Annotated in this window: 10 protein-coding genes; 7 read left to right on the forward strand and 3 right to left on the reverse strand. The window is 41.9% G+C overall.

Going from position 1 to position 16,654, the window contains the following annotated elements:
- From EO131_RS03740 to EO131_RS03770, 7 genes are all read left to right on the forward strand, one after another.
- Positions 1-1,603: gliding motility-associated C-terminal domain-containing protein (locus EO131_RS03740; protein WP_164731605.1), on the forward strand; the 1,603-nt coding region annotated here is incomplete at its 5' end.
- Between the two features lie 20 nt (positions 1,604-1,623).
- On the forward strand, positions 1,624-2,595 hold the full coding sequence (locus tag EO131_RS03745) for a PorP/SprF family type IX secretion system membrane protein (protein ID WP_127019046.1): 972 nt from the start codon (positions 1,624-1,626) through the stop codon (positions 2,593-2,595).
- A gap of 12 nt (positions 2,596-2,607) precedes the next feature.
- Positions 2,608-4,545, forward strand: a complete 1,938-nt coding sequence (locus tag EO131_RS03750) for an OmpA family protein (RefSeq protein WP_127019048.1) — start codon at positions 2,608-2,610, stop codon at positions 4,543-4,545.
- Between the two features lie 210 nt (positions 4,546-4,755).
- The gene (locus tag EO131_RS03755) at positions 4,756-7,215 is read left to right on the forward strand and encodes a gliding motility-associated C-terminal domain-containing protein (protein WP_470295064.1); all 2,460 of its coding nucleotides are present in this window, start codon (positions 4,756-4,758) and stop codon (positions 7,213-7,215) included.
- 19 nt (positions 7,216-7,234) lie between these two features.
- Positions 7,235-8,209: a PorP/SprF family type IX secretion system membrane protein gene (locus EO131_RS03760; protein WP_127019052.1), complete on the forward strand. Its 975-nt coding sequence runs from the start codon at positions 7,235-7,237 to the stop codon at positions 8,207-8,209.
- A 10-nt stretch (positions 8,210-8,219) separates the two neighbouring features.
- Positions 8,220-10,154, forward strand: coding sequence for an OmpA family protein (locus EO131_RS03765; RefSeq protein WP_127019054.1), 1,935 nt, complete (start codon positions 8,220-8,222; stop codon positions 10,152-10,154).
- Between the two features lie 117 nt (positions 10,155-10,271).
- Complete coding sequence (locus EO131_RS03770; RefSeq protein WP_127019056.1) at positions 10,272-11,441, forward strand: hypothetical protein; 1,170 nt, start codon at positions 10,272-10,274, stop codon at positions 11,439-11,441.
- A 50-nt stretch (positions 11,442-11,491) separates the two neighbouring features.
- Here the strand turns inward: EO131_RS03770 and EO131_RS03775 are convergent, their stop codons facing one another.
- Genes EO131_RS03775 through EO131_RS03785 form a run of 3 tightly spaced genes read right to left on the reverse strand, consistent with a single transcriptional unit; the run spans position 11,492 to position 16,652 of the window.
- Positions 11,492-12,952: a lipopolysaccharide biosynthesis protein gene (locus EO131_RS03775; RefSeq protein ID WP_127019058.1), complete on the reverse strand. Its 1,461-nt coding sequence runs from the start codon at positions 12,950-12,952 to the stop codon at positions 11,492-11,494.
- On the reverse strand, positions 12,952-14,220 hold the full coding sequence (locus tag EO131_RS03780) for a glycosyltransferase family 4 protein (RefSeq protein WP_127019060.1): 1,269 nt from the start codon (positions 14,218-14,220) through the stop codon (positions 12,952-12,954). The genes EO131_RS03775 and EO131_RS03780 overlap by 1 nt, the downstream gene beginning before the upstream one ends.
- On the reverse strand, positions 14,220-16,652 hold the full coding sequence (locus EO131_RS03785) for a YfhO family protein (protein ID WP_127019062.1): 2,433 nt from the start codon (positions 16,650-16,652) through the stop codon (positions 14,220-14,222). Before EO131_RS03785 ends, EO131_RS03780 begins: the two co-directional genes overlap by 1 nt.
- Positions 16,653-16,654: the final 2 nt, after the last annotated feature.

Genomic DNA, 16,654 nt, shown 5'->3' on the forward strand with positions numbered 1-16,654 from the left:
CAATGCGGACGTTTCCGCCCTGTCGGTAGGAGACAATACCCCGGTGGCCGACAACCAACAAGTGCAGACCGACCTGCCGGTTGAACTTTGCTCACCGACAATTGGCATACTACTCAACAAAACAGGAAACCCAAACATCGATGCGGATCAAGATGGCTGTATCGACGGTATCCGTTATACCTTCACCGTAACCAATATCGGAAATGTGGAACTTCAAAACATTGTACTGAATGATCCGATGTTGGGTGGAGATATCCTAGGACCTATTGCTGATGACTTAAATGATGGTATTCTATCCGTGGATGAGGTTTGGGAATACCAAGCAGATTATACGCTTACAGATACGGATAAGAATAATGGCTCCGTGGAAAATCAGGCCACAGTTTCAGCCACATCAATTGGTGATAACACGCCAGTTAGTGACATTCAGAATGCACAGACCATTTTACCCGCAGACCTCTGTAATCCCCTGCCAGGAATTGCCCTGATAAAAACGGGAACATTGACCGATCTTAATATGGACGGTTGTAATGAAAGTATACTTTATTCTTTTAGGGTCCTTAATATCGGGGAACTGGCATTGGAATCCATTGTTGTTGTTGATCCGATGTTGGGAGGTGTTATCAGTGGGCCATTATCCGATACCGATGAAAACAACGATGGTATTTTATCACAAGGCGAAAGTTGGAACTATGAATTGCTTTATGCCATTACACAACAGGACATTGACATGGGGTCCGTGACCAATCAGGCAACCGTAACTGCAAATGTTGTTGGTGACAATCAAGAAGTATCCGATTTTTCCGATGATAACAGTCCTTCGGAAGACGATCCAACAAATACAATTGTACCCAATGATGTATGTACCCTGGGCGGTGCAACCATCGGATTGATCAAAACCGGAGCATTGGCAGATACCAATAATGATGAATGTCCTGAAAGCATCCTATATACCTTTTCGGTCACCAATACCGGGGAATTTGAACTAACCGATGTTCAACTTACAGACCAGCAACTGTTGGGAGGCACGATAGCTGGTCCAGTGGACGGCACCGATAATGGTAATGATGGCGTGCTTTCCCAAGGTGAAACTTGGACGTACAACGCCACCTACCCAATCAGTGAACAGGATGTATTAAACGGGTTTGTGACCAACCAAGCCACGGTAACAGCCAACGCCATTGGAATTGTGGCCAGTATTTTCGATGTATCGGATGATAACAGCTTGGATGAAAATGACATGACCATGACCAGTGTTCCCGATTTTATGTGCAGTATGGATCCAGGAGCCGATGAGGCATTTGAAATCTTTTCCGGTGTCACACCAAACGGTGACGGATTCAACGATTATTTCAGAATCAACGGAATCGAAAACTATCCGGATAATGTGCTCAAGATTTTCAATAGATGGGGAGCGCTTGTATACCAATCCGAAGGGTATGGCATAGGAAATAATCTTTTCTATGGAGTGTCCGAAGGCAAAGCAACCATACTAAAGGAGAAAACATTACCAAGTGGTACCTATTTCTATATACTCACCTTCCCGACCGATAATCCGGGACAAGCAAGCTATTCCGGCTATCTGTACATAAACCGTAATTAAAACGAAACAACCATAGTTTGATGAAGTATCGCAAAGCTTACTCTTTACCAAACCTGTATCTATTACTGGCCATAGCTTCCTTTTTTGGTATCCAAAAAATAACGGGTCAACAAGATCCCCAATACACCCAATATATGTACAACACTCAAATTGTGAATCCAGCTTATGCAGGATCAAGGGAGGTTTTGAGCTTGGGCATTTTGGGTCGCATGCAATGGGTGGACTTGGAAGGTGCGCCACGTACGGGTACTTTTTCAGTGAACTCCCCTATTGGACTTATGGACAATATGGGCTTGGGATTATCCATAGTTTACGATCAAATCGGACCTGCCACCGAATCCAATGCAGTTGTGGATTACTCCTACTCCATCCAATTGGCCAGAAGGGACATCAGCAGACTATCTTTTGGGTTGAAAGCGGGGGTGGACATGTTGGACGTGGATTACACCAAATTGACCATATATGATAAAAATGATCCTAATTTTCAAAATTCGGTGGACAATAAGATTCAACCCCAGATCGGTGCCGGGATCTATTACCATACCCAAAAATTCTATGCTGGATTTTCGGTTCCCAATTTTCTGAATTCCAAGCATTTTGATGAAGCGTCACTCAACGATCAAGAATTGGCCAGTATTGCTGTGGAACGTTTGCATTACTTTTTTATAACGGGTTATGTCTTTGATCTGAACCCCAGCTTAAAATTTAAACCGGCCGCTTTGGTCAAATTTGTAAGTGGTGCACCATTGCAATGGGATGTATCGGGAAATTTTTTGATCAATGAAAAAATAGCCTTGGGCGGTGCCTACCGATGGGATTCTTCAGCCAGCGCTATGGCTGGATTTCAAATAACCGATGGCATTTTTATTGGTCTTGCCTATGATTATCAATTAACAGCGATTCAAGATTACAGCAATGGATCCTATGAAGCCATTGTCCGCTTTGACATTTTCAACAAGTTGGATAAAATCCTAACCCCTCGATTTTTTTAAAGTTCATTCCGAATGGTCCCAATAAAACACACAATACTTTCCGTTGCCCTGATGATCGGCTTTTTGTCTTTTGCACAAAAAAGCAACCTCAAAAAAGCAAACGAAGAATTTGATGCCTATTCGTACATAGATGCGAGACAGATTTATTTGAATGTGGTGAACAATGGTTATGAATCTGCACAAGTGTTTAAAAAATTGGGAGATACCTATTATTTCAACAGTGAATATAAAGAAGCACTTTCATGGTACAATAAATTGATGAAAGCATACCCAAAAGATGTGGATCCCATCTATTATTACCGTACAGCACAAAGTTTAAAGAGCACAGGCGCATATGATGAATCCAAAGAAATGATGGGCAAATTCGCCAATCTATCCTCCGATACGGAGATTGCCAAAAACTTTTTAAAGGATTATGCGTCACTCGACAGTCTTGTGGATTTTAAGTCCAAACAATTTGAAGTGAAAAACATTACCGAACTACTGTCCAGTTCGGATTTTGGACCAGCATTTTATGGGACAGATAAATTGGTCTATGCCTCGGCCTCTGGAAATACAAAAGGGGATAAAGTGCACCAATGGACCGGTCTACCGTACTTGGACCTCTATATGGCAGAAATTGATGAAGAATGGAAGATCAAAGACCCCAAACCCTTGGAAGGCGACATCAACACGCCTTATCATGAGGCCAATGCCACCTTTACAAAGGATGGAAACACGATGTATTTTACCCGAAACAACTATAAAAACGGTCGAAAACGAAAAAATAAAGATAAGTTGGTCAGCCTAAAAATCTATAAGGCCACCAAACAGGAAAATGGGTCGTGGGGCGAAGTTGAAGAACTACCGTTCAACAACGATTCCTATTCCGCAGCACATCCTGCACTGAGTCCCGATGAGAAGCGGCTCTACTTTTCCTCCGACATGAAAGGGAGTATTGGTGAATCCGATATTTGGTATGTTGATATTCATGAGGATGGTTCTTTTGGAACACCCATAAATTTGGGTGACGAAGTAAACACAGAGGCCAGGGAAGCCTTTCCTTATGTGAGCGCAAACAACAACCTTTACTTTTCGAGTGATGGACATTTGGGTTTGGGAGGACTTGATGCTTTTGTCTTATCCTTAAAACCGGACGGGGAATTTGAACAAGTGACCAACTTGAAGCAGCCCATAAATTCCAATAAGGATGATTTTGGTTTCATTTTTAATGAGGATGAGAAAATCGGCTACGTATCCTCCAATCGTGGAGGCGATGAGGGCAGTGCTGCGGACGACATCTATCGCGTTTGGGAAATGTGCGGGGAAATTGTCCTTCAAGGCGTAATATCCAATTCAAAATCCGGAGAAGCCATTTACAGGGCAACCGTTCAATTGATCAATAAAGACAATCGGATAATCGCAAAGACCCGAACCGATAGACAGGGCAATTACCGTTTTGAAGACTTTTTGAACTGTACGGAGAAATATACGGTCGTTGCTTCATTTCGTGATTACCAACCCAACCAAACCACCATTGTAACACCCCGTGGTTCCGATGTGGTCCAGGCAGACCTGGAATTGACCCCGCCCGATTGTGCCGAGGATGATCTGGGATGCAGACTCAATCTTCAACCTATCTATTTTGATTATGGAAAATACAACATTAGACCAGATGCCGAAGTAGAGTTGGCCAAGATCCTTCAGGCCATGAAGGAATATCCGGAGCTAAAAATTCATATAGAATCACATACCGATTCACGATCAAGCTCAAGCTTTAACCTCAGATTATCTGAACGAAGGGCCCAAGCCACAATGCAATGGTTGGTAAGAAAAGGTATTGAACGTAACAGATTATCGGCCAAAGGGTATGGTGAAACCCGCTTATTGAACAATTGTTCCAATGGAGTTCCTTGTAGTGAGGAAGAACATGAATTAAACCGTAGGTCCATGTTCATCATAAAAAACTAAATCCGATGTAACTCATGATGACCTGTATCAATTCAAATAAGGCCATGGTCAAACCAAATCTAAAATCCGATAAGTTGTACCTGTTAATCGTGTTTTATAAAGTGATGTTTACCCATTATTCAATTCACAACCGATACACATGGCAAGTAGCATAAAATACTCTAACAATCCTTTACCCATAAAAATTGAACAATGTCTTATATAACCAAAATGTCATTGAAAACTAATTCCAGCTATGTACCTCTTTTGTTATTGTTTTTGGGTCTTAGCAGTTGGGCAACCAAGTCGATTCATGATGATCGTGCTAGCGATATAGAAAATTCAAACCATGAATCAATTGAAAATCCCACTCATTTATATGCACCATTAATTTCATTGGTTAAGACAGGCGAAGCAATCAATCTATCTGGCGATCCAGGTTGTGATATGATTCAGTATACGTTTGAAGTCATAAACCAAAGTGACAATAACGAAATATTGGAAAATGTAGTTTTAACGGACCCAATGCTTGGTGGTATAATTTTGGGTCCAAGTTCTGGTGATGTGGGTAATGACGATATTTTAGGGCCCAACGAGACATGGATATATACTGCAACCTATAATATTACCCTAACGGACATCAATAATGGTCAGGTCATCAACCAGGCAAATGTTATAGCCGATGTGCAAGGACAGCCCGGTGTAAGTGTTTCTGATCTTTCTGACAATGACAGTACGCTGGAGGATGACCCCACAGTCATCAGTTTATCCCATTGTCAGCCTAACATTTCGGTAATCAAAACCGGAATGGCCCTTGATGCAACTGGAGGGCTGGGTTGTGACCATATTCAATATACTTTTGAAGTGAAAAACCAAAGTGCACTCCATAATCTGATAAATGTTGTACTCAACGACCCGCTATTGGGTGGGGATGTTGCAGGCCCGAGTTCTGGAGATGTGGGAGATGACAATGTTTTAGGTCCAGATGAAACCTGGATTTATACCGCTGATTATTTCATTACCCAACCAGATATTAATAATGGCCAAGTGGTAAATCAAGCCACCATTAGTGCGGATGTTCAAGGACAGCCAGGTGAAACAGTATCCGATCTTTCGGACGATAACAGCCACATCGAAGACGACCCCACCGAAATAGGATTGATACATTGTTTACCAGGAATATCCGTGGTAAAAACAGGAGAACCCCAAGATGCAACGGGTAGTCCAGGTTGTGAAATTATTTACTACACTTTTGAAGTGGTCAATCCAAGTGTACTGCATATTTTGGAAAATGTGGTCCTAACCGATCCCTTGTTGGGAGGGGTGATTACAGGGCCAGATTCCGGCGACACCAGTAATGATGGTTTTCTTGATCCCGATGAAACATGGATATATACGGCCCAGTACAATATTACCCAGGAGGATATCAATTCTGGGCAAGTGATCAACCAAGCCACGGTAAGTGCCGATGTTCAAGGGCTGCCTGGAGAAACCGTAGCTGACCTTTCCGACGACAATAGTCATTTGGAAGACGACCCAACGGTAACCAGCTTGGTTGCCTGCCAAAACCCAGCAATTGGACTCATAAAGGAAAGCTTGGTCATCGATGCCAACATGGATGGCTGTCTGGAGACCGTTGAATACACATTCACAATTACCAATACAGGAAATGTAGATCTTAAAGAAGTTGTTTTGGAAGATGACCTTTTTGGAGGGGAAATTCCAGGCCCATTGGCTGGATGGGATGAAAACAACGACGGCATCCTCTCTGTTGACGAAACATGGACCTATGTTGCCAACCATGCCATAACACAGCAAGATATTGACGCCGGATTCATTATTAATCAAGCCACGGTCAATGCACTCACATTGATCGATGTTCCCATACAGGATTTATCGGATAATGATACTCTTTTTGAAGACGAACCAACACGCACCGAAATCCCAAATGATGCCTGTACCGATGGTGGCGATAAAATAGGATTGATCAAAATTGGTAATCTCATCGATGCTAATGGTGATGGTTGTTTGGATGGCATTTTATTCTCATTTACTGTAACGAATACGGGAACCAGTGACTTGGAGACCGTTATTTTGGACGACCCACTATTGGGTGGACAAATTTCAGGGCCCATGAACGGCACCGACCAGAACAACGATGGTATTTTATCCATTGGTGAGAGTTGGACCTTTGAAGCCAGCTATCCCCTAACCCAACAAGATATTGACAATGGACTCATTCAGAACCAAGCCAGTGTTTCAGCAGAACCTGTAGGGCTGGATAACCAAGTAACCGATTTATCGGATGATAATGACCTTTTTGAAGATGATGCAACCACTACTTCGGTGCCAACAGATGCCTGTGCAGATGGAGGGATTCCTACGGGATTTGAAATTTTTAATGGGATAACACCAAATGAAGACGGATTAAATGACTTTTTTCAAATAGAAGGCATTGAAAACTACCCCAACAATACCCTTAAAATTTACAATAGATGGGGAGTTCTGGTTTATCAAACGGAAAATTATGGGCAAGGCAACAATCTTTTCTTCGGGATTTCCGATGGTCGAGCAACGATAAAGAAGAACAAAGAACTTCCTAGCGGAACCTATTTCTACATTTTGACCATCAGCGGAGAAAATCCCGGCAAGCCGGAATACACAGGTTACCTATACATTAACCGGGATTAAAAATTTAGCAATCACAATAATGAAGCATCAAAAACCAGGGATATTAATACCCAAAATCAATTTACACTACATCAATTTAATTACCGTCTTGCTCCTTGGAGTCATGGCCCAAGCACAACAAGACCCACAATACACACAGTATATGTACAATACCCAAGTGGTGAATCCGGCCTATGCAGGTTCACGCGAAGTTTTGAGCTTCGGATTGCTTGGAAGAACCCAATGGGTAAATTTTGATGGATCGCCCCAAACAGGCACCTTCACTGTAAATTCCCCCATTGGCCTATACGACAATATGGGTCTTGGACTTTCCATTGTCTATGATCAAATTGGTCCTGCGGTGGAGTCCAACGTTGTGGTCGATTATTCATATTCCGTACACCTTGGATTGGATACTAAACTATCAATGGGTTTAAAAGCAGGCTTGGATATGTTAAATGTGGATTATTCCAAATTGAACATTTTTTATCCGAACGATCTTTTTTTCCAAAATGAAATTGACAATAAACTGCAGCCCCAAGTAGGGGCCGGTTTGTATTTAAATACCCAAAAATTCTATGCTGGCATCTCAGTTCCCAATTTTTTGAACACCAAACATTTTGATGATAGCTCACTGAACAATCAAAATGTTGAAAGTGTTGCCATTGAACGGCTCCACTATTTCTACATTATGGGTTATGTTTTTGACCTGAATGAAAACCTGAAGTTCAAACCTGCAACTTTGGTCAAATATGTTAGTGGCTCCCCGTTGCAATGGGATCTTTCAGCCAATTTTTTGATCAATGAAAAATTTACTGTTGGCGCTTCGTATAGATGGAGCGCATCCATAAGTGCCTTGGCTGGTTTCCAAATTACCAAAAACTTTTTTGCCGGACTGGCATATGACTATCAATCCACAGATGTGGAACAGTTTAGCAATGGCTCCTATGAAGTATTCCTCCGTTTCGACATTTTCAAGAAAAATGATCGGGTAGTTACCCCAAGATTCTTCTAACAACAACACCATGAAAACCAGAATTATATTTTATTCCATTATTGCATTGATAACAGTGCAACTTGGTTTTGCACAAGAAAACAAAATAAAGAAAGCTAACGAAGATTTCTTCAACTATGACTATATAGATGCCCGAAAAATCTATTTAAAAGTGGTTGAAGACGGCTATGAATCTGCACAGGTGTTCCAAAAATTGGGTGATACCTACTATTTCAACAGTGAATATGCCGAGGCTGCCGTTTGGTACCAAAAACTTGTAAATAAATTCCCAGAAGAGGTAGAGCCTGAATATTACTATAGGGCAGCGCAATCTTTAAAAAGTATCGGGGATTATGAAGGTTCAAAAAAAATGATGGACAACTACATGGCCGCCTCAGGCAATTCAATGGTGGCTGAATATTATGATAAAGGAAAAACGGTCTTAGCTTCACTGGAAGAGGAATTCAAAGATGCCTATACCGTTAAAAACGTAACCGAAGATTATATTGGTTCCGATTTTGGTCCATCTTTTTATGGAGAGAAAATCGTTTTTGCATCATCATCCATTAATACAGAAGGTGGCAAAGTCCATGATTGGACAGGACTCCCCTATTTGGACCTTTTTGAGGCCGAAATTGGGGCTGATGGCAAACTCACAAATGTTTTGGCCCTTAAAGGGGAAATAAATTCGCCCTACCATGAATCTTCGGCGACCTTCACCAAAGACGGAAAAACCCTCTACTTCACCAGGAATAATTACATCAATGGAAAAAGAAAAAGAGGAAATCAACGATTGGTAAGTCTTAAAATTTACAAGTCCACCAAAAATGAGGATGGTACTTGGGGAAATATTGTTGAACTACCATTTAATGACGATTCGTATTCCACTGCACATCCTGCATTGAATTCAGATGAGTCACGTTTGTACTTCTCTTCAAATCGGGAAGGAACCATGGGAAGGTCAGATCTTTGGTATGTTGATATATTGGATGATGGAACCTATGGCGAACCCGTGAATTTGGGCCCAAAAATCAATACAGAGGAGCGGGAAACTTTTCCTTTTATCAGTTCTACTAACAATCTTTATTTCTCAAGTGATGGACATTTGGGCCTTGGAGGTCTTGATGTTTTTGTAATGTCATTGGACCAAAATGGCAAGTACAAAAAAGCCACCAACCTCAAAAAACCCATCAATAGCAATCAAGACGATTTTGGATTCATTATAAATGAGGAAAAAAAGATGGGTTACTTCTCATCGAACAGAAATGGTATAAATGAGAGTATTTCGGATGATATCTACGCCATATTTGAAAATTGCACCATTACCATTCAAGGAGTGATAACCGATGTCAAGACCAGCAAACCACTTGAAGGTTCCTTGGTTACCCTTATTAATGGAGAAAATGAGGTTGTTGGGCAACAACTAACGGAGAATAATGGAAAGTATCTCTTTGATTCATTGGTAGACTGTAACAGCCAATATGCAATTAGGGCCTCCCTCGAAGAGAAAGAATATTTGCCATCAGAAAAGGCCTTAAGTACCCCAGATGGCGTCGCCACTTTGCAAGTGGATTTAGCTCTAACCCCGCCAGATTGCCCTGTAGATGATCTGGGGTGTAGATTGGCCCTCCAGCCCATATATTTTGATTTTGACAAGAGTAACATTCGATCGGATGCCGAAGTGGAATTGGCAAAAATTTTACAAGCCATGAAAGAATACCCAGAATTAAAAATCCATATAGAATCCCATACCGATTCCAGAGGCGATGACAACTACAACCTGCAACTATCCGAAAGAAGAGCCAAATCTACACTGGAATGGCTTGTTTCCAAAGGAATCAACCGTAATCGATTATCAGCAAAAGGCTACGGGGAATCACAACTCATTAATTCCTGCTCCAATGGCATAAATTGTTCGGAAAGCGATCACCAATTGAACAGACGTTCGATGTTTATTATTAAATAATTAATTTTATATAATTGATATACAGCATTTTAAATAGCATTTAAAATTTTTGGCACGCTGATTGTTGTTACAAGGATGGATACAAATAGTTGTATCTAGAACTTAAAACCTTGTAGTATGAAAAAGTTAGTACTTATTATAGCAGCGGTTGTTCTTGGAATACCTAATATACAAGCAGCAACAAACGAAAATTCATTGGCAACCAATTTTGTCCGTGGATATGGAAACTCGTTCATCTTTGTGGAAGATGGAGTAACTTTTTCAGTTTTTCCCGATGGTGAGTTCGATTTTTATATGGATAATCGAGTAAATGTTGGTGTCGGAGCCCAAATTGGCAATGTTGGCATTACCTTTAACTCTGGATTCAACTACAATCCGTTTGTCCAATATGATGATTACGGTGCAGTGATCCAAGTGGAAAACATTCCCATCTTTTACGACTACTATGGTCGTGTTTCCCAAATTGGTAATGTGGACATTTGGTACAACAACGGAAGGGTTCGTAGAATCGGAGGCTTGCATATCTACTACAATAGAGGTGCTTTCAGCCACTATACAGGGTTCATCAACGTATACAACAGATATTATGTGTATCGTCCGTTCCATAGTTACTTTGCAAGACCTGCCATTGGTTTCTGTAATGTGTATACCAGCCCTTACAGAAGGTACTACAGCCCTGTGCGCTATACGTATTATGCACCTTACCGTTACAATGAAAGAAGAGCTTATGCAAGGGTAGGTAAAGTGTATCGAAACGAAAACCGTTACAGAAGGGACAATATCTATAGAAACGACAAAAGGGTTAGCGTACGTGATAACAACAGCTACCGAAGAGGTGATGCTGGCCGAAGCAATAGATATGTGGAACAGAATACCTATAGAAAAGGAAACGCTGTAACTCGTTCCAACAATTCGGTAAAGAGACAATCCAACAGCACTAAAGCTGTTCGAAGAAGTGATTATAATAAATCAGAAAATGTATCCAGACCCAATAGAACCGTAACCCAAAATAAAGTGACCAGAACGCCCAACAGCAGGAGCATCACTCAAAGAAAGGTTACTTCTACACCGGATAGCAGAACAGTGACCCGTACCACAAAAAGTGCGTATAAAAAGCCTCAAACAACAAACCGATCAACTAGAGATCGTAGTGTGGTGAAAAGAGGCAACGATACAAGGAAATCTGTGAACAGGACCTCAAGGTCTACAGCAAGCAGAAGTACGGGAAACGTAAGAAAAAGTAGCTCCGCCAGAACAGCTTCATCCAGAGGTTCAAGGGGCAATTAAAGAGAGTTTTTAGGTTGGTTAGTTGTTTACCCTGTAGTTGGATTTATCCGCTACGGGGTATTTTTTTTAAACCATTTGGATACGTATCCCGTTACGTCCTCAGAAATATTGAACCGGTAAAGAATACCTACGTACATCAACACGATAAGTCCAGATTTTAATCCGATATTAATCAAAGGGTGAAACGAAAATTCCAAGAAACGGAACAAAACGGCCAATAACACCAAGGTGGCCAAAATCTTAAAGGTGGCCGCTGTAAAAGGCCAATACCCAAACTTTATCCGAACAAAGGCCAATTTGACCCCGTTGAAAATAAAAATGGAAATAAAACTCGCCATGGCCGCCCCTTCCAACCCAAATTTAGGAATCAACAGATAATTCAAAACTATGGTCAGAATGGCAAGTCCAACGCCAAAGACCAATACGGTTCTGTAATATTTCGAGTTGTACAAGATGGCATTGTTGTTTCCCAGGATGGAATCCATCACTTTGGCCAAACCTATCAACAAGACAATGGTAAATCCTCCCCGATAATTTTCGGGAAGCAATTGAAAAAGGTCTTTCATATTGAGAATGATCAATAAAAATAGTAGGCCCGAAGCGATCAATAAGGTCAATGAAGTTCTTTGGTACAATTTCTTCAACCCTGCCCCATCCCCAGAATTTAATAGTTCCGCAGTGAGTGGATAGGTAATTTGGTGCATGGCCCTCGATGGAACAATAATCACCGTGGCAATGTAGACTGCAACGCTGTAGTAGGCCACATTTTCAATGCTGATGAACTGGTTTAACATCACCTTATCGATTTCCAACAAGACCAGTGCCGCCGATCCACCCAAAATGATCAGCACGGAATACGACAAAATCTCCTTGGTGTGGGCCGGGAAATTCAAATTGAATCGAGGGAACCGCAACGTATAAGCGTATAGCTGAATAATGATGGTTCGCAACAAATGAAGACCGACCAACAACTTTAAAAAAACATCCAAGTTGATGGCTCCAAAATAAAAAAGAGCCAGCAGCAAGGAGACTCCCACCCTTGCAAAAACCTCCTTCATGAAATTACCAAAGACCGATTTCATGTGCACCCTGCACCAGGCATAAAAAACTTCAAAATAGGCCATGGCAAGTCCGACAAGAAAGATGTACCATAAGTAATCCTTGACCATGGGATTCTCTTTGGAAATCCAATTGCCCAATGGTTCTTGCCAGATACTGAAGATCAGGGCAACCGGAAGGATGCCGAGCAACGGTGTCAACATCATCAAGGTCAAAAAACCGTCCTTGTCCTCTTCTGAAAAGTTACTGAAATATTTGACCATGGTATTGTGCACCCCAAAGGCCAAAATGGGCATTAATATGGCCCCTGATGCCAAAATAAAGGTGACCAGACCATAATAGGCATCGGGCAAAATCTTGGTATAGAGAAAAAGGGTGTTGATGGCCGCAATAAAAAAGCCGATATACGTGATGATCACATTTTGTACGGATTGCTTTTGAACAATACCCATCAGATAAATTTTACCAAGGATTCGGTCAATGCCCTTCTGTGATATTTTTCTATACCAACCGATTGACAAAACAAATTGCCCTTTTGATATTGATTGAACCACTCCAAAAGTACATCTTTTATTGCCTCGACTTCTTTTGGATCAACAAAGGAACCCGCCTGGGAGGAATCGACCATTTCGCCAGCCTCCCAACCCTTTGGTCCAATAGCTAGAATGGGTCTTTTGGCATTCAAATATTCAAAAAGTTTGCCCGGGATTATTCCCTTTGTTTCTTCGGAATCAATCTCGAGCAACAACAGCACTTGCGATTTTTGCTGGACTTCCACTACCCTATCATGAGACAGATACCCCAAACGTTCAACAAAGCTGTCCAGCCCAAACATTGTAATGGATTGCCAAACCTCGTCTCCCACTACCCCGGCCAATTGGATTTGTAAAGCCTTTGCAAATGCACTGTCTTGCTCCACAAGTTCTTTTAGCGCTTTCCATAATCCTAACGGGTTCCTGCCGGTCAATAACGACCCAATATGGGAAATGGTAAACGTATCATCCAATGGAACAGCCTGCAATTGTTCATCATAACCATTGGTAATCACCTTTATAGGTTTGGGGGTGATGGCCTCAAATTCCGTTTTGGTGGTTTGACTGGTCACTACAATTTTGTCTGCTGTAACCAAAACTTGTTTTTCCAATTTTTTATGCTTCTTTTCGGCCCACCGGGTCAAGCGTAGCTGTTTATGATAACCTATGGTGGTCCATGGATCACGAAAATCCGCAATCCACTGCACATTGTACCGCTGTTTTAATCCCAATCCAATCAAATGAAGACTATGGGGCGGACCCGTGGTAATGATAGTCTGGATGCCTTCCTCTGCAATGGTTCTTGCCAAAAAATGGATGGATGGTTTGATCCACAATTTCCGCGCATCAGGAATAAAGAAATTGCCCCGTATCCACAGTAGTGCTCGCTCCAAAAAGGATGGATTCATTTCTTTGATCAACCCTGAACTAATACTTTTGGTTTTCTTTTTGGAAACCAAGGCGGCCCAACCATATGGTTCTTTAATGGGATGTTTGAGCACCTCTACCTGTGTTGGAATTTCATTTAGCAGTGCCGTGTCAACAATGGGATAGTTGGGGTTTTCAGGCACATAGACCAAGGGTTGTACTCCAAAATCGGGCAAATACTTCACAAACTTGAGCCACCGCTGTACCCCTGGTCCTCCGGCCGGGGGCCAATAGTACGCTATGACCAGTACTTTTTGCATTATTCCGGTTTGGTATTCTTTGAAAACAAGGTAAAACCAAATCCTCCCACAATGATAAGCCCCAATAAAATACTGGCTGCCAAAGTGATCTGGCTCCCGGTTTCCACAACTTTTGGCTCGAACTTAAATTCAATTTCGTGCTCGCCTGCCGGTATCTTGATACCCCGTAATGCATAATCCACTTTATAATGAGGTTCCATTTTACCATCAATAAAGGCGTCCCAACCAGAGGGATAATACATCTCGGAGAATACAGCAAATCCATCGTTCGAGTTGCTGGACTTATATTTTAGATAATTGGGACGATAATCCACCAATTCAATATGTGCCAATGAATCCAACTGATAACGCGTTTTGGTCAAACTTGGATAAGTCCGTGTGTTAACGACAGCTTGGGTCTTGGAATTAAAATCCTTCAATTTCAAAATCTCCTCATTGGCCGATGAAACGGGTAAGAGCTGCTCCACAAACCAAGCATTGCCATTGGCATCTGGGTTCACCGCGGGGAAACTATTGCCGTCCTCATCCTGTTGAATCACATATTTCACGTTCAACATATTCAGCACTTGCAGATTGTTCTGGTACAGATGATACTCAAATAGATCTTGAAGTGCCCTAGGTTTGGCGGCATGGTAACCACCAATGGATTTATGGAAATAGGACGTGCGGGCACCATTGATGCCTTCTTGGGGATCAAACACCCTAAAAATGGAATCGTCCTGTTGGATCATTTGGTCCAATTGGCTTGCCTGAAACGGTTCGTTCATCTGGCGTTGGCGCACAAAACCATCCTCATTCACATACCGACGGTCCACACTCACCAAATCAAATATTATAAGAGCTCCCAAAAGGATCACAAAGAGGTTTCTGCCGATTTTTTCCTTGATGAAAAACCATAGGGTTGCGGCGGCAAGAATAACGTACACCAACGAGCGAATGGTGTCATTGATGTAGACCGCTTCACGGTCACGTTGAATCATCGCCATCAATTCATCCCCAAAGTAACCGCGGTATGTTTCATCACGCAATCCTTCGAAATCCAAAAATCCCATGAGCAGGAAAATAAAAACACCCAATCCCATGGTACTAAAAAAACTGAGTTTTAAAGCCCTTAATTTCTCTGATTTATCCACCGAGGTTTTAAAAAGTTTAGCCAACCCCAATACCCCCAAAACGGGCAAACACAATTCCAGTACCACTTGAATGGAAGAAACGGCCCTAAACTTGTTGTACAATGGAAAATAATCGATCATAAAATCGGTAAGCAAGGGAAAATGTCTTCCCCAAGACAAAAACAAGGATAGTAGGGCACCGATAACCAACCACCATTTACGTTTGCCTTCCACCAAAAAAGCCCCGAGCAAAAACAAAAAGATCACAATGGCGCCCACATAGGCAGGAGCTGCCACAATAGGCTGGTCGCCCCAATACAAGGGCAAACTGCTCGAAAATTCCAATGCTTTACTGGGTGGCAGACCCTGATTGGTCAAATATTCGTAGGCTTTGGAGTCCTTACCTAAATCCTCACCGGTCGTACCACCGAACAAACGTGGTGCGAACAAGTTCAACGATTCGGCCAATCCATAGCTGTATTGGGTAATGTATTCCCTATCCAAACCGTTGCTCGGTGCTTTCGGGCTTCCATCAGGATTTACTGTAAGCTCCGATGTACCACGCGTACTCCAATCTGCATATTCCTTGGTGGCCATTAAACTCGTGGCATTGGTGGCTATGGAAAGTACAACGGCCAAAACGAGTATACCCACCGAAACAAAAAAATGTTTCAATTCTTTTTCCTTGATGGCATAGATCAAATGGACCAATCCTAGCACCAGAACCAGCAACATAAAATAATAGGTCATTTGGTAGTGGTTGGCACTGATTTCCAAAGCCATGGCCAAAGCGGTCAGTATAAACCCGAGCAAATATTTTTTCCTAAAAACCAATATGATTCCACCCAAAACCATGGGGATATATCCAAGAGCATGTGCCTTGGCATTGTGCCCAACACCCAAAATGATAATGAGGTAGGTAGAAAAACCAAAGGCGATCGCACCCAAGGCTGCCAGTCTAAAATCGACTTTTAGACACAGTAAAAGGATGTAAAATCCAATAAAGTACAGAAATAGATAATCGGCAGGTCTAGGTAAAAACCGAATCAAATGGTCCAGTTTTTTGATATAGTCATGTGGGTAATTCGCACCTAATTGGTAGGTGGGCATACCACCAAAAGCACTGTTGGTCCAATACGATTCTTCCCCGGTTAAGTCCTTATAATCGTTGCGTTCCTTGGCCATGCCCTTGTATTGGGCAATATCGGATTGAAAGATTGCTTTTCCCTGCAATACCGGATAAAAGTAGAGCAATGAAGCAAGTACAAATAAACCAATGATACAAATATGGGTAATGAGGGCTTTTGGAGAAAAGTTCATGG

Source organism: Flagellimonas beolgyonensis, assembly GCF_003992615.1.
GTDB lineage: Bacteria > Bacteroidota > Bacteroidia > Flavobacteriales > Flavobacteriaceae > Flagellimonas > Flagellimonas beolgyonensis.

Excerpts from the sequence above, each read along its gene's own strand:
- EO131_RS03755 (WP_470295064.1), top strand. The coding sequence starts at position 4,756 with ATGTCATTGAAAACTAATTCCAGCTATGTACCTCTTTTGTTATTGTTT.
- EO131_RS03750 (WP_127019048.1), top strand. The coding sequence starts at position 2,608 with ATGGTCCCAATAAAACACACAATACTTTCCGTTGCCCTGATGATCGGC.
- EO131_RS03765 (WP_127019054.1), top strand. The coding sequence starts at position 8,220 with ATGAAAACCAGAATTATATTTTATTCCATTATTGCATTGATAACAGTG.
- EO131_RS03775 (WP_127019058.1), bottom strand. The coding sequence starts at position 12,952 with ATGGGTATTGTTCAAAAGCAATCCGTACAAAATGTGATCATCACGTAT.
- EO131_RS03780 (WP_127019060.1), bottom strand. The coding sequence starts at position 14,220 with ATGCAAAAAGTACTGGTCATAGCGTACTATTGGCCCCCGGCCGGAGGA.
- EO131_RS03745 (WP_127019046.1), top strand. The coding sequence starts at position 1,624 with ATGAAGTATCGCAAAGCTTACTCTTTACCAAACCTGTATCTATTACTG.
- EO131_RS03760 (WP_127019052.1), top strand. The coding sequence starts at position 7,235 with ATGAAGCATCAAAAACCAGGGATATTAATACCCAAAATCAATTTACAC.
- EO131_RS03785 (WP_127019062.1), bottom strand. The coding sequence starts at position 16,652 with ATGAACTTTTCTCCAAAAGCCCTCATTACCCATATTTGTATCATTGGT.
- EO131_RS03770 (WP_127019056.1), top strand. The coding sequence starts at position 10,272 with ATGAAAAAGTTAGTACTTATTATAGCAGCGGTTGTTCTTGGAATACCT.